Here is a 21,961-nt window from a genome sequence, read left to right on the forward strand (position 1 = left end):
TCCAGCGCAACGAGACCGAGCTGGTCATCATCGTCACCCCCTACATCGTGCGGCCGGTGAACAACCCCGCCCAGCTCGCGGCGCCGACCGACGGCGTCTCGCCCACCCGGTTCATCGACCGCGTGCTGTTCGGCAAGCTGACCCGCCCCGGGCCCGGAACACCGCCGACGGCCCATCCCAGCCTGGCCGGCCCTGCCGGCTTCATCGTCGAGTGAGGCCCGGCATGCGCACGCTCATCGTTCTGTCTTCCGCGCTGGCGCTGGCCGGCTGTTCCGCCAACCCGACCGAGCGGGTCGACTGGCCGGTGACGGTCGCCCCCGCCGCGGGCAACCCGCAACGGCTCGTGGCGGTGCCGCCGGAGTGCGGCCCGGTGCCGGCCACCGTGCCCGACCTGCACGGCACCTCCTGGCACAACCCGCACCTCGGCCTCGGCTGCGCGCAGGCGCGCAACGCCGCGCTGCAGGTGGAGAACCCGCGCGACCTGCTGTCCGGGCGCCCCACCGGCGCGCCCGACGCCGAGCGCGAGGCGGCGGCCGTCGCGCGCTATCACAAGGGCGAAGAGAAGGACCTGATGCGCAGCGGCACCACCACCTCGGGCGCCGGCGCGGGGAGCAAATGAGATGGCCGGCGTGGTGACGCTCTTCAAAGGCTCCCCCGACGCCCCACTGCACGAGGCGTTCATGGCCTTCGTGTCGGACGAGGAATCCTATCAGGTCGTCCGCGCGGTGGCCGGCGAGATGGGCTGGTCGGGCGCGGTGGTGCAGCGCGGCGGGGCCGGCGACGTGCTGGAGATGCTGGGCGGCGGCATCCCGGCGCCGAAGCTGCTGCTGGTCGACCTGGACGGCACCGCCAACCCGTTCGCCACGGTGGCGCGGCTGGCCTCCATGGCCGGGGGCGACACGCGGCTGGTCGGCCTGGGCGCCGCCAACGACATCGACCTCTACCGCGACCTGATCTCGGCCGGGGCGGCCGACTATCTGGTCAAGCCGCTGCTGCCCGAATCGCTGCACCAGGTCATCCGCTCCGCCTCCCAGGCGCCGAAGCGCACCCAGCAGACGCAGGCCGAGCCGGGACGACTCGTCGTGGTGGTCGGCGTGCGCGGCGGGGTAGGGGCCAGCACGGTGGCGGTCAACACGGCGTGGCTGTCGGCGCACGAGTTCAAGCGCAAGACGGCGCTGCTCGACCTCGACCTGCATTTCGGTACCGACACGCTGGCCCTCGATCTCGAACCCGGTCGCGGCCTGCGCGAGGCGCTGGAGACGCCGAACCGCCTGGACAGCCTGCTGGTCGCCAGCTCGATGGTGAGCGAGAGCGAGCGCCTGTCCGTGCTCGGCGCCGAGGAGCCGGTGGAGGACACCGTGTCCTTCGGCCCGACCGCCGTCGGCGCGCTGCTGGAGGAATTGCGCGGCAACTACGAGCTGGTGGTGGTCGACCTGCCGCGCCACCTGCTGCCGGCCAACCGGGCGGTGCTCGGCTCGGCCGAACAGGTGATCCTGGTCTCCGAGCTGTCGCTGGCCGGCATCCGCGACACGGCGCGGCTGGCGGCGGCGATCAAGGTGCTGGGCGGCCCGGCCTGCGCGGTGGTGGCCAGCCGCGCCGGCGGCTCGCGCAAGCCGCAGGTCGACCGCGCCACCTTCGAGCGCGGCATCCAGGGCAAGATCGCCTTCCTGATCCCGGACGACGAGAAGACCGTTGGCGCCGCCGCCAACCAGGGCAAGGCGGTGGCCGCTCTGTCGCCCGGCTCGGCGGTGGTCAAGGCGTTGCGCGAGCTGACCCGGCAGGTCTCCGGCGCCCCGGCGCCGGCGAAGAAGGGCCTGCTGGGCTGGTTCAAGCGGGACGGCGAGTGATGATCGGCTTCCGCGGAGGCAGCGGCGGCCTGCCGCCCGACGACGCGGCCCTGGAGCGCAGCCTGCCGGCGCTGCGCGAACGCTACCTGCCGGAGCTGGCGAAGCGGCTCGACCCGGCGCGGGCGGCGACGCTGCCGCGCGGCGACGTGGCGCGCGAGGTGAAGACCGGGCTGGTCGAGTTGCTCGCCCGCGACCGCATCCAGCTCAATCTGCTCGACCAGCGCGATCTGGTGACGGTGTGCATCAACGGCCTGCTGGCGCTCCGCCCGGTCAACCAGAGTGAGGTGCTGGCCGCCGTCCGCTCCGTGGTGGTGCCGCTGCCGCTGCGCCGGCCGGAGGAGACCGAGCCGCCTCCCGCTGCGCCGGCCCCCGCCGTGGAGCCCGAGCCCGAGCCGTCGCCGGAACCGGCGGCGCCCGCCGTCACCGGCGGTCAGCCGGAGCTGGCGGCGGTGCTGCGCGCGGTGGGGATCACGCCGGGCGGGCCGAATCCGTTCGCCGCCTCGCCGCTGGGCACCACCTCCCTGTTCCCGCCGGACGCCGAGGAACCGCCGGAGCCTGAGCCCGAGAAGCCGGTGGAAACGCCCGCGGTGCGCATGGCCTCGTCCAACCGGGCGACGGTGGATCAGGCGAAGGACCGCATCCAGCCGCTGCTGCTGACCCGCATCGACACCTCCGCCGCCGCGGCGATGAGCCGGTCGGAGCTGGCCCGCGACGTCGGCGACATCGTCCATGACCTGCTGGTCGAACAGCGCCTCCAGCTCAACCTGACCGAACGGCAGGAACTGGTCGAGCGCACGCTCGACGACATGCTGGGCCTCGGGCCGCTGGAGCCGCTGCTGGTCGATGAGGCGGTCACCGACATCATGGTGAACGGCCCCAAGCAGGTCTACGTCGAGCGCAAGGGCAAGCTGACGCTGACCGACGTGCAGTTCCGCGACAACGCGCACGTCATGGCCATCGCCACGCGCATCGTCACCGCCATCGGCCGGCGCATCGACGAAAGCTCGCCGCTGTGCGACGCCCGCCTCGCCGACGGCAGCCGCGTCAACATCATCATCCCGCCGCTCGCCATCGACGGTCCCAGCATCTCGATCCGCAAGTTCTCCAAGAAGAAGATCACGCTCGACACCATGGCGCGGCAGGAGAACATCTCGGCCGCCATGTGCACGGTGATGAAGATCGCCGCGCGCTGCCGGCTCAACATCCTGATCTCCGGCGGCACCGGCTCGGGCAAGACGACGCTGCTCAACGCCATGTCGCAGCTGATCGACCACACCGAGCGCGTCGTCACCATCGAGGACGCGGCGGAGCTTCAGCTCCAGCAGCCGCACGTGGTGCGTCTGGAGACGCGGCCGCCCAACCTGGAAGGGCACGGCGAGATCACCATGCGCGACCTGGTGAAGAACGCGCTGCGCATGCGCCCCGACCGCATCATCCTGGGCGAGGTGCGCGGGTCCGAGGCGGTGGACATGCTGCAGGCCATGAACACCGGCCACGACGGTTCGCTCGGCACCATCCACGCCAACCGCCCGCGCGAGGCGCTGACCCGCCTGGAGAACATGTTCGGCATGGCCGGGCTGAACATGCCGTCCAAGGCGGTGCGCACGCAGGTCGCCTCGGCGCTCGACCTCATCGTGCAGGTCAGCCGCATGCGCGACGGCGTGCGCCGCGTCACCCACATCAGCGAGGTGGTCGGCATGGAGGGCGACGTCATCACCATGCAGGACCTCTTCACCTTCGAGTTCCAGGGCGAGCGCCCCGACGGCCGCCTGACCGGCGAGTTCAAGTCCACCGGCATCCGTCCGCACTTCCTACCCAAGGCGGCCTATTTCGGCCTCGACAAGGCTTTGCTGGAGGCCATCTGATGGCCGACATCCCCCTCCTGGCGTGGCTGGTCGGCGGCGGGGCGTTCCTGACGATCCTGCTGATCGGGCTGGCCTTCTCCGGCGACGGCGACCGCGACCTCAAGCGCCGAGTCGCCCGCGTCGGCGCGGAAGGGCAGGGGGCGCGCCGCGCCGGCACCGCCAAGGCCGCGTCGTCGCTGCGCCTCGACCAGCAGGACAGCGCCTTCCCGCTGCTGAACCGTCTCATCAAGGCCGCGGTCCCCAACCCGGAGCGCATCCGCGACCGCCTCGCCCGCACCGGGCGGCGGATCCCGCTGGGCCAGTACCTCGCTGCCAACGCGGTGGCCGGCGGTGTGGCGTGGCTGGCGCTGGGCGTCGTCGCCGGATTCCCGGCGGCGCTGTCGCTGGCCGGCGCGGTCATCGTCGGTGTCGGTGCGCCGCATCTCGTGGTCAAGCGGCTGGGCGACCGCCGGGTGGCGCTGTTCATCGGCCAGTTCCCGGACGCCATCGACCTGATCGTGCGCGGCCTGCGTTCCGGCCTGCCGGTGACCGAATCGATCAGCGCGGTGGCGCGCGAGGTGCCGGACCCGCTGGGCGCCGAGTTCCGCCGGATCGCCGACGGCGTGCGCGTCGGCCAGTCGCTGGACGCCGCCATGTGGGAGGTGGCGCGCCGCATCGACACGCCGGAGTTCCGCTTTTTGGTCATCGCCATGGCGATCCAGCGCGAGACCGGCGGCAACCTGGCCGAGACGCTGGGCAACCTGTCCGACCTGCTGCGCAAGCGCCGGCAGATGAAGCTGAAGATCAGCGCGCTGTCCGCCGAGGCGCGGGCCAGCGCCTACATCGTCGGCGCGCTGCCGTTCATCGCCTTCTTCGGCATGGCGGCGACGGTGCCCGGCTACACCGACACGTTCTTCCACGACCCGCGCGGCCTCCTGATGGGCGGCGCCGCGCTGGGCATGATCGCGATCGGCGGGCTGGTCATGTACAAGATGGTGAACTTCGACCTGTGAATCTCGACACCCTCATACCCGGCGTGGCGCCGGCCGACCTCGCCGCCTGGATCTCGGGCGTGGCGGCGTTCGTCGTCGTGCTGCTGGTGTGGAACGCCTTCGTCGAGCGCGACCCGCTGAGCGGCCGGCTCAAGGCGCTGGAGGCGCGGCGGGCGGCGCTGAAGGGCGACCTGTCGCGCACCGTGCGCCGCACCGACCGGCCGGCTGCCCGCATCGGCCTGATGCACGGCGTGGTCGAGCGCTTCCGGCTCTACGGCAGCAGCACCGCGGCCAAGGCGGCCGGCAAGCTGGCGCTGGCCGGTTACCGCTCCAGGGATTCGCTGACCGTCTACCTGTTCGCCAAGGCGATCCTGCCCTTCGCCGGCCTGGGCGCGGCGGCGCTGCTGCTCTTCGGCATGAAGGCGCTGCCGCTGCAGGGCATGCAGGCGATGGGGGTGTGCGTCGGCGCCGGCCTGTTCGGCTCGCTGCTGCCCGACCTCTACCTGAACCGGCTGACGGAGGCGCGCCAGCTCGCCATCCGCCGCGCGCTGCCCGACGCCTTCGACCTGCTGGTCATCTGCGCCGAGGCCGGCCTCAGCCTCGACGCCGCGTTCGAGCGGGTGGCGCGCGAACTCGGTGGGGGTTGCCCGGAGCTGGGCGAGGAGATCAGCCTGACCTCGATCGAGCTCGGCTTCCTGCCCGAGCGCGCCAAGGCGCTGCAGGGGCTGGCGGACCGCGTGCCGCTGCCCGGCGTCCGGGCGCTGGTGACCACGCTCGCGCAGACCGAGCGCTACGGCACCCCGCTGGCCCAGGCGCTCCGCGTGCTGGCGGCGGAGATGCGCAACGAGCGCATGCTGAAGGCCGAGGAGAAGGCCGCCCGGCTGCCGGCGATCATGACGGTGCCGCTGATGGTGTTCATCCTGCCGCCGCTGTTCATCGTCCTGGTCGGCCCGGCGATCCTCAAGACCGTCGACCAGTTCTCGAAGTAACCTTTCCAAGTGATCGGGCGGGTTTCTCCGGCCGCTCCCTTCCGGCGGCGGGCCGGGGGCGCTACAGTCGGCGCCTGTCAGGTCGGGGGCTGGAATGGGCGGCACGTGGCGCGCGGTGATGCTGGGGCTGGCGGTGGCGGGCATGGCGCTCGTCTGGCTTGCCAACGAGCTGGTGCGCCGTGCTGGCGACGACCGCGACACCGTCTTCCTCGCCGTGGCGGCGGCCGGGCTCGGCGTGCTGGCGCTGTGGTGGGTGTTCTCGCGCCTCGTGCGGCATTTCCGCGACCTGGAGCGGCTGGCCTCCGATCTGGCGGCGCTGCGCCATCGCAGCGATCTGCCCGCCGACTGGCAGGCACGCCCCGACGAGGTCGGCCGGGTGGCCGCGGCGCTGGCCGAGCTGTTGCATCGCGAGCGGCGCAGCGGCGGTGGCGGCGGGCGCCTCGCCACCGTGGCGGCGGCGCTGGAGGAACCGGTCCTCGTGCTCAGCGACCTCGGCCGGATCACGCTGCTCAACCCGGCGGCGGCGCGGCTGTTCGGCCCCGGCGTGGCGGTGGGCGTGGACGTCTACGACGTGCTCGACCGCCCGGAGCTGTTCCGCGCCATCGAGCGCGCCCGCGCCGCCGGCCAGCCGGTGTCCGCCACGCTGCACGGTCCCGGTGGGGCGGAACTGCCGTCGCAGGTCGTGGACTTCGGGCTGCAGGCCGGCGTGGCGCTGGTCTTCCCCTTCCATCCGGCGGCCCAGCCGCTGCTGCCCGCCCGCCTTTCGGCAGCCGCGCCCGCGGCGGCCCCGGTCATCGGCGCGGACGAGCCGCTCGCCGCCCTGCCCATGGTGGCGCTGTCGGTCGATCTGGCCGAGGGGCGGGTGGTCGGCGTCGGTACCGTGCGCCTGTCGGGCGCGCGGGTGTTCCGCACCGTCTCCCTCGACGTGCCGGTCAACCCCGGCGAGCCGGCGCCGGGCAGCGCGCGCCCCTTTGCCGCCGCGTGGCCGGTGATCGCCGAGGCGCTGCACCACGCCGTCGTGGTCGGGGTGGACGTGGACGCCGCGCTCGCCGCGCTGCGCATGGAGATGGAGCGGGCGGGCCTGCCGCCGATGGAGGAGCCGCCGGCCCTCGACCTGCGCCGCCTCGCCGTGGCCCTCGATGCGGCGAGCGCCGGCAAGGATCTGATGGCGCTGGCGGCGCATTTCGGCGTGGTGCCGCATCCCGACGGCCCGCACGCGCTGCTCACCGCCGAACTGGCCGCCGCGCTGCTGCGCCGACTGGACGAGCGGGGCGTGAGGACGCTGGGCGCGGCGCGGGTGCTGGCTGGTGGCGCGACACCGGCGCTGCCGTCGGGGTAGGGCGCTTGACCACGGACAGGGTGCACTCCACAATATGCCAATGCTTGACATATGGTGGAGTGCCGTGCCGTGGCGACCAACGTGCACCTGACGCCGGAACTGGAGCGCTTTGCCAGGCAATGCGTCGAAACTGGCCGCTACAACAACGTCAGCGAGGTGGTTCGGTCGGCCTTGCGCATGCTTCAGGACGCGGAACTCCAGCGTGAGCGCTTCATGGCGATGCTGGAGGAAGCCGAGACCGAGGGAGAGCGTGACGGCTTCTTCGAGATCGATGAGGTTGCCGAAGAACTCGACCGCATCATTGAGGATGCCGAGCGCTCCCGGAAATGAAGCCCGCGGTTCTGGCGCCGACCGCGCGACGTGATTTGGCGGATGCCATTGACTGGATTGCCAAAGACAACCCTGCCGCCGCACGCGCCCTGCGCGACGCCGTAATCGCCGCAGTGTCGAGAATCGGGGAGCACCCGCGGATCGGGACCGTTCGCCCGGACTTGGCGAAGGAGCGCATCCGGTTCGTCGTGCTGCGAGGCTTTCCCTACATCCTGGTCTATGCGGCAGACAAGATGCCGCCCCGTATTCTGCGTCTGCTGCACGGAGCCCGCGACCTTCAAGCCGTGCTGCGCGACCTCGACGCCTGACCCCTCACCCCCACTTCGGCCGCCGTCCCCGCTTCAGCGCCTGCACCGCCTCGTCCAGCACCTGCAGGAACTGTGACTTGTCGCGCTGGCTCATCGGCGCGTTGCCGCCCTGCACCTCGCCCATCGCCCGCAGGTCCGCCATCAGCGCCCGGCTGGCCAGCGCCGAGCCGATGGACGCGTTGGTGAACGGCCGCCCCGACGGCCCGATGACCACCGCGCCATTCTTCAGCGCCCGGTCGGCCAAGGGGATGTCCGCGGTGACGACGACGTCGTTCGCCCCCGCCTGTTCGGCGATCCAGTTGTCGGCGGCGTCGAACTCCGATCCCACCACCACCAACTCGGAGATGCACTCGGTGGGCAGGCGCAGTGGACCGTTGCTGACCAGCCAGACCTTCGATCCCGTCCGCCCGGCCACCTTGTAGATTTCCGCCTTGACGGGGCAGGCGTCAGCATCGACGTAGATGTTCAGCACCGCAAATCGTCCTTCCCAGTTATTAAGGGTGGGTTCCCAAGGATGGCCATCATGCGCTAAAACCCTGCGCGGATCGATTCGGCGCCGTGCGCGGCGCTTCGTTTTTTCTCGTGCGAGAGGTCGGAGAGGCGCATGGCGTCCTACCAATACGTCTATGTCATGAAGGGCCTGAGCAAGGTCTATCCCGGCGGCAAGAAGGTGCTGGACAATGTCTGGCTGAGCTTCCTGCCCGGGGCCAAGATCGGCGTCCTCGGCGTCAACGGCGCCGGCAAGTCGACGCTGATGAAGATCATGGCCGGCCTCGACAAGGACTTCTCGGGCGAGTCCTGGGCGGCGCAGGGCGCCAAGGTCGGCTACCTGTCGCAGGAGCCGCAGCTCGACCCCACCAAGACCGTCCAGGAGAACGTCCTGGAGGCGCTGGCCGAGACCAAGGCGCTGATCGACCGCTTCAACGCGGTGTCCGAGGCGATGGGCGACCCCGACGCCGACTTCGACACGCTGATGGCCGAGCAGGCCGAGCTGCAGGAGAAGATCGACCACGCCGACGCCTGGGACCTCGACCGCACGGTCGAGATCGCCATGGACGCGCTGCGCTGCCCGCCGGGCGACGCCGACGTGACCAAGCTGTCGGGCGGCGAGAGGCGCCGCGTGGCGCTGTGCAAGCTGCTGCTGGAAAAGCCCGACCTGCTGCTGCTCGACGAGCCGACCAACCACCTCGACGCCGAATCGGTGGCGTGGCTGGAGCGGCACCTGCAGGAGTACAAGGGCACCGTCGTGCTGGTCACCCACGACCGCTATTTCCTCGACAACGTCACCGGCTGGATCCTCGAGCTCGACCGCGGCTCGGGCATCCCGTGGGAGGGCAGCTACTCCTCCTGGCTGGAGCAGAAGCAGAAGCGCCTGGAGCAGGAAGGCCGCGCCGAGGAGGCCCGCCAGCGCAAGCTGGACGTCGAGCTGGAGTGGATCCGGCAGAGCCCGCGCGCCCGCCAGGCCAAGTCCAAGGCCCGCATCCAGGCCTATGAGACGCTGCTGGCCGAGAGCGGCAAGGAGCAGACCGGCGAGGCCAAGATCGTCATCCCGGTGCCGCCGCGCCTGGGCAACGTGGTGATCGAGGCGGAGACCATCGGCAAGGGCTTCGGCGACCGCCTGCTGATCGACGGCCTGTCGTTCCGCCTGCCGCCGGGCGGCATCGTCGGCGTCATCGGCCCGAACGGTGCCGGCAAGACCACGCTGTTCCGCATGATCACCGGGCAGGAGACGCCGGACAGCGGCACCTTCCGCGTCGGCGACACGGTGAAGCTCGGCTACGTCGACCAGAGCCGCGACACCCTCAACCCGAACAAGACGGTGTGGGAGGAGATCTCCGACGGCCTCGACATCATGGACCTGGGCAAGCGCACGATGCCGAGCCGGGCCTACGTGTCGTCCTTCAACTTCCGCGGCTCCGACCAGCAGAAGAAGGTCGGCCAGCTGTCGGGCGGCGAGCGCAACCGCGTGCACCTCGCCAAGATGCTGAAATCCGGCGCCAACGTGCTGCTGCTCGACGAGCCGACCAACGACCTCGACGTCGATACGCTGCGCGCGCTGGAGGAATCGCTGGAGAACTTTGCCGGCTGCGCCGTGGTGATCAGCCACGACCGCTGGTTCCTCGACCGCATCGCCACGCACATCCTGGCCTTCGAGGGCGACAGCCACGTCGAGTGGTTCGAAGGCAACTTCCAGGACTACGAGGAGGACAAGAAGCGCCGCCTCGGCGCCGACGCCGTCGAGCCGCACCGCATCAAGTACAAGCCGCTGGTGCGGGCCTGACCGGCAGGGCGGAGCGTTGCATCGGGGGGCTTCGGCCCCCCGAACTTTTTTCAGGGGCAGGAGCATGATCCGCGTCACGCACCGCATTTCGCTGGACGAGAGCGAACTGCACGAGGAATTCGTGCGCGCCTCCGGCCCCGGCGGACAGCACGTCAACAAGACGGAAACCGCCGTCCAGCTGCGCTTCGACGTGCGCAGCTCGCCCAACATCCCGGACGACGTGAAGGCGCGGCTGGCCAAGCTTGCCGGGTCGCGGATGACGCAGGACGGCGTGCTGATCATCCAGGCCGACGGCTACCGCTCGCAGCTGCGCAACCGTGAGGACGCGCTCGAGCGCCTGATCGACCTGATCCGCGACGCCAGCGTGCCGCCCAAGCCGCGCAGGCCCACCAAGCCGACGTTCGGGTCCCAGCAACGGCGCCTGGAAGGCAAGGCCGCCCGCTCGCAGGTGAAGAAGATGCGGGGCAAGCCCGTGGACTGATCACGAGCGTGGTGGGCGGCATCGACCCGCGCCAGCGGCAATTCGACCGGCCGGGTGGAATAGGTGGGGTGCCCCCGGCGTCCCAGTCGTGCCGGTGGATACTCTGCGGCGTCGCGGTCAGGCGATCACGACGATCCACCCTCTCCAACACGGGAGGAACGACGATGATGATCCGAATCCTGCTTGTGGCGGCTCTCCTCGGCTTGGCCGCGTGCAACGGCACAGGTACGGGGGGAGCGGACTCCACGCCGAGCCACGCCGGCGGTGTTGGCGGCGGTGGCGGCGGTGGTGGCGGCGGCGGCGGTGGTGGCGGATACTGAGCGCCCCGCCACGCGGCCGACCGGCTGATTGCGGAGCCGTGCGGAGAGGGCTCTCTTCGGGGCCTCTTCGCACGGCGAACTGGCGGGTCGGCCCGGCCTACAGGTTCGTCGCCCCGCCCGGCGGCGTGTCCGGGCTTGGCGGTCCCAGCGGAGGCGAGCCCGGCGGCACGGCGCGGTTGCGGTCGAGGCGGCGGATGACGATGTCGCCCTCCGGGGTCACCTCCGGCGGGGCGTAGGAGGGAAGCTGGCGAATCCAGCCCTCCAGCGCCTTCAGCAGCAGCTCGACTCCCTGCTTGGCTTGCTCTCCGGGCGCCGGCGCCACCGGGGCGGGCGGGTCGGCGGCGAACGCCGGGGCGGCCAGCAACGACGCCGCGGCGAGCAGAATGAACATCCTGCGCATGGTTTTGCCTCCACGCGGCGGCGGGCCGGCGCCGGCCACCGCTCTCATGAACGCCGGGAGGGTCCGGTTCCATCCCTTGGGCCCGGGGTTCCCCCGGCCGGGGTCCGGCAAAAGTCGTATATACAGCCCTCGGTTATTAAAACGATCCGGACTGCTGATTGCGCCGCGCGGCCGGCTTGGTAAGTCCAATCCTCCCGCACTTCAAATTCTTCTAAAGCAGAGCGCGGACGCGACCGTTTCCCGCGAACCGCCGAGCGCCCACCCGAACGCGCGTTAACCAAGGATTAACTTTGCTGGGATGTCGCTGCATCTTGTCGTATTCGTGTAGACACGTACTAATTGTGTCCGCATCCGCGAGTATGCATTTCTCTCAATAAAGACGATATCCTTCGCCGGTGCTCCGTGCGCAAGACATCGGCGGCGGATCGCCTTGATCGCATTAGAGTATTCCACGATTTCCCTTGATCGGGAAGGGGACCCGTGCCAAGAATTACGTATATTACAAGAGTGAAACGCGTTCATGGCGAAGCTTTAGGGTGTCGACCAATGACCGAAAAGAACGCACGCAAGAGGGGCAGGCGCGGGTCGCCCGAGTCCTGGTCGGTCGATGCACACGTGGGGCAGCGGGTGCGCATGCGCCGCACGCTCCTCGGCTACAGCCAGGAACGGCTTGGGGAGGCCATCGGCCTGACGTTCCAGCAGGTGCAGAAGTACGAGCGCGGTTCGAACCGCATCTCGGCCGGCACGCTGTACCGGTTGAGCCAAGTGCTCGACGTGCCGGTGAATTTCTTCTTCGACGCCTACGACGACCCGCACGCCAAGCCGGGCATGCCCCGTGGCGAGCCGCGGGCGGACGATGACGGCGAGGGCGTGATCAGCCGGCGCGAGGCGCGTCTGCTGCGTCTGTGGCGTGCGGCACCGCCGGCCATCGCCGACGAGATGCTGTCATTGCTGGCCGCGCTGTCGCCGGCGCTGGGCGAGGTGCGCGAGGGCGGCGAGGAGGATCAGGCGGTTTCGGCCAAGCCGGCGCCGTTGCGCATCGTCGACCGCGGCGACAGCGCCGCGTCGCGCCGCAACCGCCGCCGTCACGGCGCCGTGTGGGATCCGGCCGACATCTACCGCGCCAGCAAGACCGAGGCGTAACGCTTCCGGAAAACGAAAAACGCCGGCGGGGCGCTTGCCCGGCCGGCGTTTTTCGTTGAAGAAGCGGCCCCTTACCAGTGGCGGACCGGCCCGACGTCCATGTGCACGAAGCCCGAGCGCGGGTAATAGCCGACGCCCCCGGCCTCCAGCGCCATCGCCTGCTGGGCGACGGCCTTCAGGTTGCGGTCGGGCAGCACCACGTCCACCGCCATGCCGCGGGTGTGATAGCTTTCCTTGGCCACGCCGCGCGACCGGCGGCGCGCCAGCGCGTTGGTCTTGCGCGAGCGGTAGCCGCAGACGACCTTGAACGTCTCGCCGCTGTCCAGCTTCTGGCGCACCTGCCACAGCACGTCGAACAGGCGCGGGTCGGTGCGGCAGACCTGGTGCGCGCGGTGGTCGCGCAGCAGCATGTCCAGCTTGCGCAGCGCTTCCGGCCGGTAGGAACCGTTGGCCCAGTACACGTCGTCGAAATGGTCGCCGGTGTTGACGTTGTGCAGCGCCAGCCGGCGGACCGAGGCGCCCATCAGCGTCGCCGCCTCGGCGGCGGTCGGCGTCAGCAGAACCGGGGGAACCGTGGCCGCCGTCAGGGCGGCGAGACCGAAGCCCAGAAATCCGCGGCGCCCCATGACCGGGGCGGAATCGTCCTCGTCTCTGTGCATGCCCACCCTCATCAATCCCTAGGCGATGAAAAGACGTCCAAGCGATGGCGGACCCAGGCGGATCCCATTTGGATCAATGCCCGTAGCCTAAGAATGCTGGCTCGGGTTAGACCAAAATATTGTGGTCATCCAGGCCGCCTATCCGTATAGGCGAGGGCGGGATTGTTATCAATCAAATTTTGACCAATTCGTCTAGGAAGGCGTAGGCCGGGAGTCATGACGGTTGAGCGCACAGTCCGAACAGCGGATTTGACGCGCGGCGCATCGCATTGTGCACCGCGGCGGTATAGAGTGGACGAATGAAGGGCCGCAGGGCGGCGTGGGTGAGGGTGACGGCATGACGGTAACGGGGGCGATTTCGAGGCTGCTGGTGGCGGCGCTGGTGGTGCCGATGCTGCTGGTTGCGGGCCCGACCCGGGCGCAGGCGCCGCTTCCCGCGACCAGTGTGACGCCGTTCCACGCCCAGCTGGCCGCCTGGGCCGACCGTCTGGACGCCCGCGCCGCCGAACTGGAGGGGCAGCCGGTGCCGCCGGCCACCCGCATCGGCTCCGGTCCGCTGCTGAAGAAGGGCGCCGAGGGCGAACGGGTGGAGCGGCTGGTGCAGCGCCTGATCGAACTGGGCCATCTGCCGCCGGACCTTCGCACCGGCCGGTTCGACGACGCGATCGATGCGGCGGTGCGCGCCTTCCAGGTCGGGCTGGGGCTGAAGGCGGACGGGAAGGTCGGCGGCGGCACGCGGATCGCCCTCGACCGCACGCCGCAGGAGGCGGCCCGCCTGATGCGGCAGAGCGCCCAGGCGATGCGCGCCTTCCGCGAGGCGGCGCCGGAGTCGGTGCTGATCGTCAACCTGCCGAGCCAGGAGACGACGCTGGTCCGCGGCGACCGGCTGGAACTGACCATGCGCTCCATCGTCGGCCGGCCGGAGCGCGAGACGCCGCTGCTCGAGGACCGCATCACCCACATCATCGTCAACCCGACCTGGACGGTGCCGCCGACGGTCCTGAAGAAGGACAAGCTGCCGAACCTGCGCGAGCGCGGCACCACCGGCATCGAGAACGCCATCGTCTACCTGGACGGCGAGCCGGTGCTGCCGGAGACGGTGGACTGGAAGACGGTGACGCCGGGCCGCGTGCGCATCGTGCAGCAGCCGGGTGACTGGAACGCGCTGGGCCGCTTCCGATTCAACCTGACCAACCCGCACAACATCTACCTGCACAGCACCAACGAGCCGCGGCTGTTCGACCGCGACGTCCGCACCATCAGCTCCGGCTGCGTGCGCCTGCAGGACGCGCGCGGGCTGGCCGAGCTTCTGCTGGCCGAGGTCGGCGTCACCCCGCAGAAGATCGACGACCTGCTGGCCAAGGGCGAGCCGCAGTGGATCAAGGTGCGCTCGCTGCCGGTGCGCTTCGTCTACTGGACGGCGACGGTGGCGCCGGATGGCGTCATCCGCCTGCACCCCGACGTCTACGATCTGGGCGAGGAGCGCGCGCCGACCGGCGCCTGACCCGCGCGTCGCGTGTTGCATGACCGTTTCCCCGACACGCGGCCTGGAAGCGGCATGACACCCGGTCCGTTCCTGCGCGCCCTCGATTCGCGTCTGGCGGCGGAGAAGCCGGAACTGGCGCCGATGCTCCGCGCCTACCGCGACGCCGACCGCCTGCTCCGGCGCATGGGCCTGCTGCCGCGCGGCGAGTCGCTGGCGACCCGCGCCCGCTGGTGGCCGCTGATCGTCGTGCTCGGCGCCGAAACGCCGGCCCGGGTGGCCTTCCTCGAGGGCATCCGTCCCGCCGGCGCCGGGCCGTCCGCCGCGCTGTACGTCCACGGCGCGGCGCCCGCCGGCGACCTGCGGATCCCCGCCGGGCTCCCCGACGGCCTCCGCGCCGTGGCGTCCGACAGCCCGCGCCTGCGCGGCCGGCTCCTGCTGGATGTCGCGGGGGACGCCGCGCCGCCCGCCGGGGCGGTGATCGAGCAGGCGGACCTCGTGCTGCTGTTCGCCGACGCGGACCAGCCCGACTCCGAAGCGCTGGTCGAGGCGCTGGCCGCGGCCTCGCGGCGCGCCGACGCCGGCAAGCTGCTCACCGTCCGCTCGGAGGCCGGCCTTGCCGACATCGACGCCCGGCTGGCCGAGGCCGCCGCGGCGTGCGACCGCCGCACCGCCGGCCTGCTCGACGCGGTGGCGGAGGAGGTGGAGGACGAACTGGTGCCCTACCTGCAGGCGGCGCTCGCCCGCTGGCGGCGCGGCGTGCGGCGCGGGGCGCTCGTCTGGACCGCGCTGCTGGCGCTGGTGCTGGGCAGCGCCGTCGCCCTGGCCGGCACCGGCAACGTGCCGGCCTTCGCCGCCTGGCTGGGCGAGGCCGCCGCGGCGGCCGGCGGGGCGCCGGTGCGGCTGCTGGTGCTGGCAGCCGGCGTCGGCGGCCTGTGGCTGGCCGGGCACCAGTGGGTGCGCCGGGTCGTAGCTCAGCGCGTCGCCGCCGAGCTGCCGGCGCGCATGGGAGAGGCCGACCTGAGCCCGCGCCGCGCCTTCCTGCGCGGCACCGGGCCGTTCCGCCGGGGCGTCGCCGGCTGGGGCCGCGGCGCCCGCCGGCGCCTCACCGCCATCCGGGCCGCCATCCACGCCGCGGCGCGGGCCAATCCCTGATCCCCACCCGTTCGTACGCAGACCGCCCATGCGCCATTGCCCTTGCGGTGGGGCGTGCTATAAACGCGCCACTTGGACGTGGAGAAGGACAGTCCTGTGGCGATCGACGCGTCGGTCCTGGTGCTGAACGGGCCGAACCTCAACATGCTGGGCGTGCGCGAACCGCACATCTACGGCTCGCTGACGCTCGACGACCTGGAAGCCGCGTGCCAGGAGCGCGCGGAGCAGCTCGGGCTGACCATCGACTTCCGGCAGTCGAACCACGAGGGCGAGCTGGTCACCTGGATCCAACAGGCCCGCACCGAGCATGACGGCATCGTCATCAACGCCGGCGCCTACACGCACACCTCGGTCGCCATCATGGACGCGCTGATCCTGGCGGAGCTGCCGGTGGTCGAGGTGCACCTCTCCAACATCTTCAAGCGGGAGCCCGTCCGCCACCACTCGTACATCACCGGGGTGGCCAAGGGCATGATCTGCGGCTTCGGGCCGCACGGCTACCTGCTGGCGCTGGACGCCATGCAGCGCATCCTCGGCCGCGACTGAAAAGCACGGGATTTCAAGAGACTATGGCGAACTTCGACATCGACGGCGACCTCATCCGCAAGCTTGCGGACCTGCTGCGCGAGACCGGGCTGAACGAGATCGAGTTCGCCGAGGGCGACAAGAGCCTGCGCGTCTCGCGCGGCGCCCCCGCCGCCTCGGCGCACGTGGTGCACGCGGCCGTCCCGGCGGCGGTCGTGGCGGCGGCTCCGGCCGCCACCCCGGTCAAGGGCGCCGCCCATCCCGGCGCGCTCACCTCGCCGATGGTGGGCACCGCCTATCTGGCGCCGGAGCCGGGTGCCGGCCCCTTCGTCAAGGTCGGCGACACGGTGAAGGCCGGCCAGACCGTCCTCATCATCGAGGCGATGAAGGTGATGAACCCGATCAAGGCGCCGCGCGGCGGCACCGTGACCGAGGTGGCGATCACCGACGGCCAGCCGGTGGAATTCGGCGAAGTCCTCCTGGTCATCGAGTAAGGGAAGGACGCGTCCCTTGGCGATGTTCGAAAAGATCCTGATCGCCAACCGCGGTGAGATTGCGCTTCGCATCCACCGCGCGTGCCGCGAGATGGGCATCCACACGGTGGCGGTGCACTCCACCGCCGACGCTGACGCCATGCACGTGCGCCTCGCCGACGAGAGCGTCTGCATCGGCCCGGCCCCGGCGCGCGAGAGCTACCTCAACATCCCGGCGATCCTGTCGGCGGCGACGATCACCGGCGCGGATGCCATCCACCCGGGCATCGGCTTCCTGTCGGAGAACGCGCAGTTCGCCGAGATGGTGGAGGAGCACGGCTTCACCTTCATCGGCCCGACCGCCGACCACATCCGCATCATGGGCGACAAGGTCACCGCCAAGAAGACGGTGAGCGACCTCGGCCTGCCGGTGGTGCCGGGCTCCGACGGCCCGGTGCCGACCGTCGAGGAGGCGGAGAAGGTCGCCCGCGACATCGGCTATCCGGTGCTGATCAAGGCGGCGGCCGGCGGCGGCGGCAAGGGCATGAAGGTCGCCCGCAACCCCGAGCATCTGCGCGAGGCCTACCAGCTCGCCCGCGGCGAGGCGCGCGCCGCCTTCGGCAACGACGAGGTCTACATCGAGAAGTACCTCGGCCGTCCGCGCCACATCGAGATCCAGCTGCTGGCCGATCTGCACGGCAACGTGGTGCACTTCGGCGAGCGCGACTGCTCGGTGCAGCGGCGCCACCAGAAGGTCATCGAGGAGGCGCCGAGCCCGGCGCTGAACGCCGCCCAGCGTGACTTCATCGGCGAACTGGCGGCGCGCACCACGCGCGGCTTCGGCTACCGCGGCGTCGGCACGATGGAGTTCCTGTTCGAGGACGGGCAGTTCTACTTCATCGAGATGAACACCCGCCTGCAGGTCGAGCACACGATCAGCGAGATGATCACCGGCGTCGATCTGGTGCGCGAGCAGATCCGCGTCGCGGCGGGCGCGCCGCTCGGCTACACCCAGGCGGACATCCGCTTCCAGGGCCACGCCATCGAGTGCCGCGTCAACGCCGAGAACCCGGAGACCTTCGTGCCGTCGCCGGGCAAGATCGACGGCTACCACGCGCCGGGCGGCCTGGGCGTGCGCGTCGATTCGGCGCTGTACGACGGCTACCGGGTGCCGCCGCACTACGACAGCCTGATCTCCAAGCTGGTGGTACACGGCACGACCCGCAACGAGTGCCTGATGCGCCTGCGCCGCGCCATCGAGGAGTACGTGATCGGCGGCGTCGACACGACCCTGCCGCTGCACGAGCGCATCATCGCCGAGCCGGACTTCATCAACGGCGCCTACGACATCCACTGGCTGGAACAGCTGATGGGGATGAGGAAGTAGCCGCCGAAGAACAGGTTTGCGTTCAAAGCCCTCCCCCACCTCCGGTGGGGGAGGGTTGGGTGGGGGCAGCGGCTCTACCGAGACTCCAGAACCACCAGGATCGTCTCCGCCACGCCCATCGGGTTCTCCAGAACCTCGTGATTCCAGAAGCGCAGGATCCGCCAGCCCTGGGCGGTCAGGTACTCCGCCCGTTGGCTGTCGCGCCGAACTGTGTTGGCGTGTCCTTCGCCATCGCATTCGACGGCGGCATGCGCTTCCAAGCAGGCGAAATCCAGCACATAGGGTGGGCCCGGGTGCTGCCGCCGGAACTTCCAGCCACCGACTTGGCGGGCGCGCAATAGATGCCACAGCGCGCGTTCCGCTGGCGTCGGGTCGCGCCGCAGCGTGCGCGCCTTCTCAAGCGTGCTGTCGGGAATTCGTCCCATGCGGATCCTCGGGCAGGCCGCTGCCCCCACCCAACCCTCCCCCGCCGGAGGCGGGGGAGGGCTCGTCTGCTTCACCTACTTCAACACCGCCGTCTTCCCGCAGCGGTCCGCCACGCCCTTGCCGCAGGCGCGCGGGGTGAGATCCTTGTCGAGGCAGACGCGCACCTCGCTGACCTGCCGGCGCTGGCAGACCAGGGCGATCATGTCGGGCTTCAGCCCCGGGTTGGCCTCGACGAACTGCGACTCGACCTGGTCGGCGGGCATCGACAGGCCGTCCTTCGGCGCCGACAGCGCGGCCGGCACCTTCACCTTGCCGGACGCGGCCCGCACTTTGGCGAAATAGTCCGTCGCCGGCAGGCCGGAGCAGGTGCCGTGCGTCTTCCACTCGTGCAGAATCAAACCGACGTCCGGCATGGTGCCGATCATGTCGTCCACCACCGCCTTCGGCACGGTGCGGCCCGAGGCGCAGGAGCGCGGGTAGCCGCCACCGGCGAACTGCGGCCACAGGCCGTGCACCACCCAGCCGAAGCGCTTGCCGGTCGCGCACTGTTCGGTGTCGGCGGCGCGCGATTCCCGCGCGCAGTAGGCCGGCGACCAGGACAGGCTGAGCACGTAGTAGTCGAAGGCGCCGGGCTCTGCCTTGCGCTGCGCCGACGCCGCGCCGGGCGTCAGGGTGATTGCAACCAGGAATAGGGAAAAAGCGGAAGCTGATATCCGCATCGTCGTCTCCGCGATGGAAAGAGCACGCAGTGTTTGAACACCATTGTGCGCCAAAGCCCGCTTCGTGTCACGCCGCCGCGCGCGGCGTTTGGACGGTGGCTTTCGACGGCGCCGCGCGGACCCGGTATACTGCGCGCATGATCGAGCTGAACGCCGAGCTTCTCCTGCGTGCCTACGCGTCGGGCATCTTTCCGATGGCGGAGAGCGCCGACTCGCCGGACCTCTACTGGTTCGACCCGGAACAGCGCGGCATCCTGCCGCTGGACACGTTCCACGTGCCCAAGCGCCTGAGGCGCACGGTGCGCGCCGGTACGTTCGAGCTGCGCTTCGACCACGACTTCCGCGCGGTGATCGAGGCGTGCGCCGAGCCTACCGCGGAGCGGCCGAAGACCTGGATCAACGCCGACATCGTCCGGCTCTACGGCGACCTGCACGACCAGGGCTTCGCCCACTGCGTCGAGACGTGGCGGGACGGGCGGCTGGTCGGTGGGCTGTACGGGGTGTCGCTGGGCACCGCGTTCTTCGGCGAGAGCATGTTCAGCCGCGAGACGGACGCCAGCAAGGTGGCGCTGGTGCATCTGGTGGCGCGGCTGCGGGCCGGCGGCTTCACGCTGCTCGACACCCAGTTCGTGACCGAGCACCTGAACCGCTTCGGCGCCGTCGAGATTCCGCGCGCCGAGTACCGCCGCCGTCTGGCGCGCGCGCTGGGCGGCCGCGGCGTGTTTGGGGGGATCGACCAGGAGCGGGCGGTGGAGGCCCTACTTGGCCAGGCAGGATAGCACCCAGAGATCGTAGATCGGGTGCTCCATGGCCGACAGCGCCGGGCTGGAGGCGAACATCCAGCCGCTGAACACGGATTCCGCCTTGGCGTCCGGCTTGGCCTCGACCACCTCGAAGAAGGCGGCCGACTCCGGCGCCTCGATCGGCGGATTCTCCTTGCAGGCGCGCAGCGTGATCCGCAGGTTGCCGAACGACTTCGTCTCGCCAACGGCGATCTCGAAGGTCGAGGTGCGCGCGGTGACCTTGTCGAGGGTCTGCACGCGGGCGGCCGGGCGGTCCACCATCTGCGATGGCACCGGTGCGGCCGCGGCCGTGCCGGCAAAGGCGAGAAGCGCAACCGCGCAGGCCGCGCGCAGACCGGAAGGCATCGTCACGTCCGTTCGCTGTCGGAAACCGTCCGCGCCTTTATAGCGGAAGCCCGACGCGCGTCCAGACGGACGTTCGCCCGTCCGGGGCTGGCCTGCGTTGCGCTGCCCTGGGTTGGTTTGCCTGGGCGTCGGGTCAGTAGGCGCTGCCGGTGCGTTGCTGCTCCTGGTGCTCTTCCACCTTCTCGACACCGGCGCCGCCCGCGGCGCCCACGCCGGCGCCGACCACCGCGCCCACTGGGCCGCCGACCATAGCGCCGGCCGCCGCGCCACCCAGGCCGCCGGTCGCGGCCTTTTCCTCCATGTTGGCGCCGCACGCCGTCAGCGCCAGGCCGAGCGCCAGGATCGGCAGAGTACGGATCAGCATCGTCTTGACTCCCCATTGTCGTGCGCTCATGCGCGTCGGCGGGGAAACGGCCTGGGATGGTGAGGGTTCCGCCGTGCGTCAGGCCGGCTTGTCGGCGGCGAAGCGCAGGCGGACGTAGTCGGCGGTCCACCGGCCGTCCTCGGCGCGCAGTTCGGGCTCCAGTTCCGCCAGCACCTCGCCGAGGAAGCTCGGACGCTCGGCCGGCGGCAGCGCCTGGGTGAAGCTCTGCGCGAAGGTGGCGAGCCAGCCCGCCATGTCGGTCGGCAGCGGGGTGGGGCGGGGGAAGCGCTCGATGCGGCGGACGTGGAGGCCGGCCGATTCCAGCCGCGCGCGGTAGTCCTCCGGCGTCGGGAAGTACCAGGGATCGACGCGCCGCGCGTCGATGCCGCGGCGTTGCAGCGCGCGGCCCAGCGCGGCGTGGATGGCGCCGACGTTGCCGGCCGCGCCGCACTCGCCGACGAAGCGCCCGCCGGGCTTGAGCGCGCGGCACACCCCGGCGATCACCGCGTCGGGATGCTTCATCCAGTGCAGCGCCGCGTTGGAGAACACCGCGTCGAACTCCTGGCGGAAGGGCAGGGCGTGCGCATCGACGACCCGCGCGTCGAGCCCACGGAGGCGCGCCGCCTCGACCTGTTCGGCGCTGGAGTCGATGCCGACCACGGTGCAGCCGGCGGCCACCAGCGCTTCGGTCAGGCTGCCCTCGCCGCAGCCGATGTCGAGGACGCGCTCGCCCGGTCTTGGCGCCAGCCACTCCACCACGCCCAGCCCCAGCTTCGGCACGAAGCCGGCGTGCTGCATGTAGTGATCGGATTCCCAGCGCTGAACCGTGACGGACACGTTACCCTCTAAAACTATAGTCAAGGCAGGGGCATGCGTCGGCCGTGCCGGACGCGCATGATTCTGACCTCATCGCCATCGATGCGGTAACGAATAATGTATGGCCACACGATCAGCAACTCCCGTCGATCTCCGCTGATCGGCCGTCCGCGTTCGGGGAGTTCGCCAAGGCTCTCACCCGTGACGAGCAGACGTTCAGCCAAGTGCACGGCTGCGTCTGGGTTGAACGCCATGACGTAGGTGTAGATGAGATCGATGTCGCGCAGGGCGGCGGGCGCCCAGATCACCCGCAAGGCGGCGGCTCGTACTGACCTGCAGTCAGCTTCTTGAGCCAGACGCGGACCTTCTCGTGCGGGATTCCCTTGCCGGCCGCCAACTCGGCCTCCGCCTCGAGGAGCGCCTGCTCTTCAAGGTCATGATTTTCGATGTCGAAGATGCTGGCCGGTTCGCCCATGGGGGGAATCTACGCGTGAACGGTGCCGTCGGCAAGGGCACGCGGAGTGGCTCATGC

27 protein-coding genes and 1 pseudogene are annotated in these 21,961 nt (G+C 70.6%); 18 read left to right on the plus strand and 10 right to left on the minus strand.

Translation table 11 applies throughout. The annotated features are described in order from the left end of the window. From TSO221_RS24940 to TSO221_RS24980, 9 genes and pseudogenes are all read left to right on the plus strand, one after another. Positions 1-215: pseudogene (locus TSO221_RS24940) on the plus strand (type II and III secretion system protein family protein); the annotation flags it as partial. Between the two features lie 8 nt (positions 216-223). Beyond that, positions 224-619 (plus strand): CpaD family pilus assembly lipoprotein, encoded by a 396-nt coding sequence (locus tag TSO221_RS24945; RefSeq protein WP_109121224.1) that lies wholly within the window; start codon positions 224-226, stop codon positions 617-619. Between the two features lies 1 nt (position 620). Next, a complete protein-coding gene (locus TSO221_RS24950; RefSeq protein ID WP_109121225.1) occupies positions 621-1,847 on the plus strand; it encodes a pilus assembly protein CpaE in 1,227 nt (408 codons plus the stop codon). Then, the gene (locus TSO221_RS24955) at positions 1,847-3,712 is read left to right on the plus strand and encodes a CpaF family protein (RefSeq protein WP_109121226.1); all 1,866 of its coding nucleotides are present in this window, start codon (positions 1,847-1,849) and stop codon (positions 3,710-3,712) included. The genes TSO221_RS24950 and TSO221_RS24955 overlap by 1 nt, the downstream gene beginning before the upstream one ends. Next, entirely contained in the window at positions 3,712-4,704 is a 993-nt protein-coding gene (locus tag TSO221_RS24960; RefSeq protein ID WP_109121227.1) for a type II secretion system F family protein, read from the plus strand. The genes TSO221_RS24955 and TSO221_RS24960 overlap by 1 nt, the downstream gene beginning before the upstream one ends. Continuing rightward, complete coding sequence (locus TSO221_RS24965; RefSeq protein WP_109121228.1) at positions 4,701-5,672, plus strand: type II secretion system F family protein; 972 nt, start codon at positions 4,701-4,703, stop codon at positions 5,670-5,672. The genes TSO221_RS24960 and TSO221_RS24965 overlap by 4 nt, the downstream gene beginning before the upstream one ends. Before the next feature lie 94 nt (positions 5,673-5,766). Beyond that, complete coding sequence (locus tag TSO221_RS24970) at positions 5,767-7,011, plus strand: PAS domain-containing protein (RefSeq protein WP_109121229.1); 1,245 nt, start codon at positions 5,767-5,769, stop codon at positions 7,009-7,011. A gap of 69 nt (positions 7,012-7,080) precedes the next feature. Further along, entirely contained in the window at positions 7,081-7,341 is a 261-nt protein-coding gene (locus TSO221_RS24975) for a type II toxin-antitoxin system ParD family antitoxin (RefSeq protein WP_109121264.1), read from the plus strand. Continuing rightward, the gene (locus TSO221_RS24980) at positions 7,338-7,649 is read left to right on the plus strand and encodes a type II toxin-antitoxin system RelE/ParE family toxin (protein ID WP_109121230.1); all 312 of its coding nucleotides are present in this window, start codon (positions 7,338-7,340) and stop codon (positions 7,647-7,649) included. The genes TSO221_RS24975 and TSO221_RS24980 overlap by 4 nt, the downstream gene beginning before the upstream one ends. 4 nt (positions 7,650-7,653) lie before the next feature. On the opposite strand, the gene TSO221_RS24985 is transcribed toward TSO221_RS24980, so the two are convergent. Next, positions 7,654-8,118 carry a YaiI/YqxD family protein gene (locus TSO221_RS24985; RefSeq protein WP_109121265.1) on the minus strand — a complete coding sequence of 155 codons (465 nt, stop codon included), beginning with the start codon at positions 8,116-8,118 and terminating at the stop codon, positions 7,654-7,656. A gap of 135 nt (positions 8,119-8,253) precedes the next feature. On the opposite strand from TSO221_RS24985, the gene ettA reads away from it, so the two are divergent. Both ettA and arfB read left to right on the plus strand, forming a co-directional pair. Beyond that, entirely contained in the window at positions 8,254-9,930 is a 1,677-nt protein-coding gene (ettA, locus tag TSO221_RS24990; protein WP_109121231.1) for an energy-dependent translational throttle protein EttA, read from the plus strand. A gap of 64 nt (positions 9,931-9,994) precedes the next feature. Next, a complete protein-coding gene (arfB, locus tag TSO221_RS24995) occupies positions 9,995-10,411 on the plus strand; it encodes an alternative ribosome rescue aminoacyl-tRNA hydrolase ArfB (RefSeq protein ID WP_109121232.1) in 417 nt (138 codons plus the stop codon). A gap of 417 nt (positions 10,412-10,828) precedes the next feature. Here the strand turns inward: arfB and TSO221_RS25000 are convergent, their stop codons facing one another. Continuing rightward, on the minus strand, positions 10,829-11,131 hold the full coding sequence (locus TSO221_RS25000) for a hypothetical protein (RefSeq protein WP_109121233.1): 303 nt from the start codon (positions 11,129-11,131) through the stop codon (positions 10,829-10,831). 546 nt (positions 11,132-11,677) lie between these two features. Between TSO221_RS25000 and TSO221_RS36085 the strand changes: the two genes are divergently transcribed. Then, positions 11,678-12,274, plus strand: a complete 597-nt coding sequence (locus tag TSO221_RS36085; RefSeq protein WP_199229616.1) for a helix-turn-helix transcriptional regulator — start codon at positions 11,678-11,680, stop codon at positions 12,272-12,274. Between the two features lie 71 nt (positions 12,275-12,345). Here TSO221_RS36085 and TSO221_RS25010 read toward each other — a convergent pair whose 3' ends face one another. Then, positions 12,346-12,933, minus strand: coding sequence for a DUF882 domain-containing protein (locus tag TSO221_RS25010; protein ID WP_247878258.1), 588 nt, complete (start codon positions 12,931-12,933; stop codon positions 12,346-12,348). 319 nt (positions 12,934-13,252) lie between these two features. On the opposite strand from TSO221_RS25010, the gene TSO221_RS25015 reads away from it, so the two are divergent. The 5 genes from TSO221_RS25015 to accC all read left to right on the plus strand — a co-directional run bounded on the left by TSO221_RS25015 (position 13,253) and on the right by accC (position 17,956). Next, positions 13,253-14,437: a L,D-transpeptidase family protein gene (locus TSO221_RS25015; protein WP_247878260.1), complete on the plus strand. Its 1,185-nt coding sequence runs from the start codon at positions 13,253-13,255 to the stop codon at positions 14,435-14,437. Between the two features lie 54 nt (positions 14,438-14,491). Further along, entirely contained in the window at positions 14,492-15,571 is a 1,080-nt protein-coding gene (locus tag TSO221_RS25020; RefSeq protein ID WP_109121236.1) for a hypothetical protein, read from the plus strand. Positions 15,572-15,667: 96 nt separating this feature from the next. Then, positions 15,668-16,117 carry a type II 3-dehydroquinate dehydratase gene (gene aroQ / locus TSO221_RS25025; RefSeq protein ID WP_109121237.1) on the plus strand — a complete coding sequence of 150 codons (450 nt, stop codon included), beginning with the start codon at positions 15,668-15,670 and terminating at the stop codon, positions 16,115-16,117. A gap of 23 nt (positions 16,118-16,140) precedes the next feature. Then, a complete protein-coding gene (gene accB / locus TSO221_RS25030; protein ID WP_109121238.1) occupies positions 16,141-16,590 on the plus strand; it encodes an acetyl-CoA carboxylase biotin carboxyl carrier protein in 450 nt (149 codons plus the stop codon). A 22-nt stretch (positions 16,591-16,612) separates the two neighbouring features. Next, complete coding sequence (gene accC, locus TSO221_RS25035; RefSeq protein WP_109121239.1) at positions 16,613-17,956, plus strand: acetyl-CoA carboxylase biotin carboxylase subunit; 1,344 nt, start codon at positions 16,613-16,615, stop codon at positions 17,954-17,956. Positions 17,957-18,030: 74 nt separating this feature from the next. On the opposite strand, the gene TSO221_RS25040 is transcribed toward accC, so the two are convergent. Together TSO221_RS25040 and TSO221_RS25045 are read right to left on the minus strand one after the other, a co-directional pair. Then, on the minus strand, positions 18,031-18,381 hold the full coding sequence (locus tag TSO221_RS25040; RefSeq protein ID WP_109121240.1) for a DUF559 domain-containing protein: 351 nt from the start codon (positions 18,379-18,381) through the stop codon (positions 18,031-18,033). 75 nt (positions 18,382-18,456) lie between these two features. Next, the gene (locus TSO221_RS25045) at positions 18,457-19,101 is read right to left on the minus strand and encodes a ribonuclease T (protein ID WP_109121241.1); all 645 of its coding nucleotides are present in this window, start codon (positions 19,099-19,101) and stop codon (positions 18,457-18,459) included. Positions 19,102-19,238: 137 nt separating this feature from the next. Between TSO221_RS25045 and aat the strand changes: the two genes are divergently transcribed. Then, positions 19,239-19,880: a leucyl/phenylalanyl-tRNA--protein transferase gene (aat, locus tag TSO221_RS25050; RefSeq protein ID WP_109121242.1), complete on the plus strand. Its 642-nt coding sequence runs from the start codon at positions 19,239-19,241 to the stop codon at positions 19,878-19,880. Here the strand turns inward: aat and TSO221_RS25055 are convergent. The 5 genes from TSO221_RS25055 to TSO221_RS25075 all read right to left on the minus strand — a co-directional run bounded on the left by TSO221_RS25055 (position 19,860) and on the right by TSO221_RS25075 (position 21,904). Further along, complete coding sequence (locus TSO221_RS25055; protein ID WP_199229617.1) at positions 19,860-20,249, minus strand: DUF2155 domain-containing protein; 390 nt, start codon at positions 20,247-20,249, stop codon at positions 19,860-19,862. The genes aat and TSO221_RS25055 overlap by 21 nt on opposite strands. 133 nt (positions 20,250-20,382) lie before the next feature. Then, positions 20,383-20,613: a hypothetical protein gene (locus tag TSO221_RS35630; protein WP_158284203.1), complete on the minus strand. Its 231-nt coding sequence runs from the start codon at positions 20,611-20,613 to the stop codon at positions 20,383-20,385. Positions 20,614-20,691: 78 nt separating this feature from the next. Continuing rightward, positions 20,692-21,450, minus strand: a complete 759-nt coding sequence (locus TSO221_RS25065; protein ID WP_247878262.1) for a methyltransferase domain-containing protein — start codon at positions 21,448-21,450, stop codon at positions 20,692-20,694. Between the two features lie 20 nt (positions 21,451-21,470). Next, positions 21,471-21,737: a type II toxin-antitoxin system RelE/ParE family toxin gene (locus TSO221_RS25070; RefSeq protein ID WP_247878267.1), complete on the minus strand. Its 267-nt coding sequence runs from the start codon at positions 21,735-21,737 to the stop codon at positions 21,471-21,473. After that, entirely contained in the window at positions 21,734-21,904 is a 171-nt protein-coding gene (locus TSO221_RS25075; RefSeq protein WP_109121245.1) for an antitoxin, read from the minus strand. The genes TSO221_RS25070 and TSO221_RS25075 overlap by 4 nt, the downstream gene beginning before the upstream one ends. Between the last annotated feature and the right edge of the window lie 57 nt (positions 21,905-21,961).

The organism is Azospirillum sp. TSO22-1, assembly GCF_003116015.1.
Taxonomy (GTDB): Bacteria; Pseudomonadota; Alphaproteobacteria; order Azospirillales; family Azospirillaceae; genus Azospirillum.

What these genes read in the sequence shown, in the direction of transcription:
- TSO221_RS24945 (WP_109121224.1), top strand. Translation starts at nt 224, where the DNA reads ATGCGCACGCTCATCGTTCTGTCTTCCGCGCTGGCGCTGGCCGGCTGT.
- TSO221_RS24950 (WP_109121225.1), top strand. Translation starts at nt 621, where the DNA reads ATGGCCGGCGTGGTGACGCTCTTCAAAGGCTCCCCCGACGCCCCACTG.
- TSO221_RS24955 (WP_109121226.1), top strand. Translation starts at nt 1,847, where the DNA reads ATGATCGGCTTCCGCGGAGGCAGCGGCGGCCTGCCGCCCGACGACGCG.
- TSO221_RS24960 (WP_109121227.1), top strand. Translation starts at nt 3,712, where the DNA reads ATGGCCGACATCCCCCTCCTGGCGTGGCTGGTCGGCGGCGGGGCGTTC.
- TSO221_RS24970 (WP_109121229.1), top strand. Translation starts at nt 5,767, where the DNA reads ATGGGCGGCACGTGGCGCGCGGTGATGCTGGGGCTGGCGGTGGCGGGC.
- TSO221_RS24980 (WP_109121230.1), top strand. Translation starts at nt 7,338, where the DNA reads ATGAAGCCCGCGGTTCTGGCGCCGACCGCGCGACGTGATTTGGCGGAT.
- ettA (WP_109121231.1), top strand. Translation starts at nt 8,254, where the DNA reads ATGGCGTCCTACCAATACGTCTATGTCATGAAGGGCCTGAGCAAGGTC.
- arfB (WP_109121232.1), top strand. Translation starts at nt 9,995, where the DNA reads ATGATCCGCGTCACGCACCGCATTTCGCTGGACGAGAGCGAACTGCAC.
- TSO221_RS25000 (WP_109121233.1), bottom strand. Translation starts at nt 11,131, where the DNA reads ATGCGCAGGATGTTCATTCTGCTCGCCGCGGCGTCGTTGCTGGCCGCC.
- TSO221_RS36085 (WP_199229616.1), top strand. Translation starts at nt 11,678, where the DNA reads ATGACCGAAAAGAACGCACGCAAGAGGGGCAGGCGCGGGTCGCCCGAG.
- TSO221_RS25010 (WP_247878258.1), bottom strand. Translation starts at nt 12,933, where the DNA reads ATGCACAGAGACGAGGACGATTCCGCCCCGGTCATGGGGCGCCGCGGA.
- TSO221_RS25020 (WP_109121236.1), top strand. Translation starts at nt 14,492, where the DNA reads ATGACACCCGGTCCGTTCCTGCGCGCCCTCGATTCGCGTCTGGCGGCG.
- accB (WP_109121238.1), top strand. Translation starts at nt 16,141, where the DNA reads ATGGCGAACTTCGACATCGACGGCGACCTCATCCGCAAGCTTGCGGAC.
- accC (WP_109121239.1), top strand. Translation starts at nt 16,613, where the DNA reads ATGTTCGAAAAGATCCTGATCGCCAACCGCGGTGAGATTGCGCTTCGC.
- TSO221_RS25040 (WP_109121240.1), bottom strand. Translation starts at nt 18,381, where the DNA reads ATGGGACGAATTCCCGACAGCACGCTTGAGAAGGCGCGCACGCTGCGG.
- TSO221_RS25045 (WP_109121241.1), bottom strand. Translation starts at nt 19,101, where the DNA reads ATGCGGATATCAGCTTCCGCTTTTTCCCTATTCCTGGTTGCAATCACC.
- aat (WP_109121242.1), top strand. Translation starts at nt 19,239, where the DNA reads ATGATCGAGCTGAACGCCGAGCTTCTCCTGCGTGCCTACGCGTCGGGC.
- TSO221_RS25055 (WP_199229617.1), bottom strand. Translation starts at nt 20,249, where the DNA reads ATGCCTTCCGGTCTGCGCGCGGCCTGCGCGGTTGCGCTTCTCGCCTTT.
- TSO221_RS35630 (WP_158284203.1), bottom strand. Translation starts at nt 20,613, where the DNA reads ATGCTGATCCGTACTCTGCCGATCCTGGCGCTCGGCCTGGCGCTGACG.
- TSO221_RS25075 (WP_109121245.1), bottom strand. Translation starts at nt 21,904, where the DNA reads ATGGGCGAACCGGCCAGCATCTTCGACATCGAAAATCATGACCTTGAA.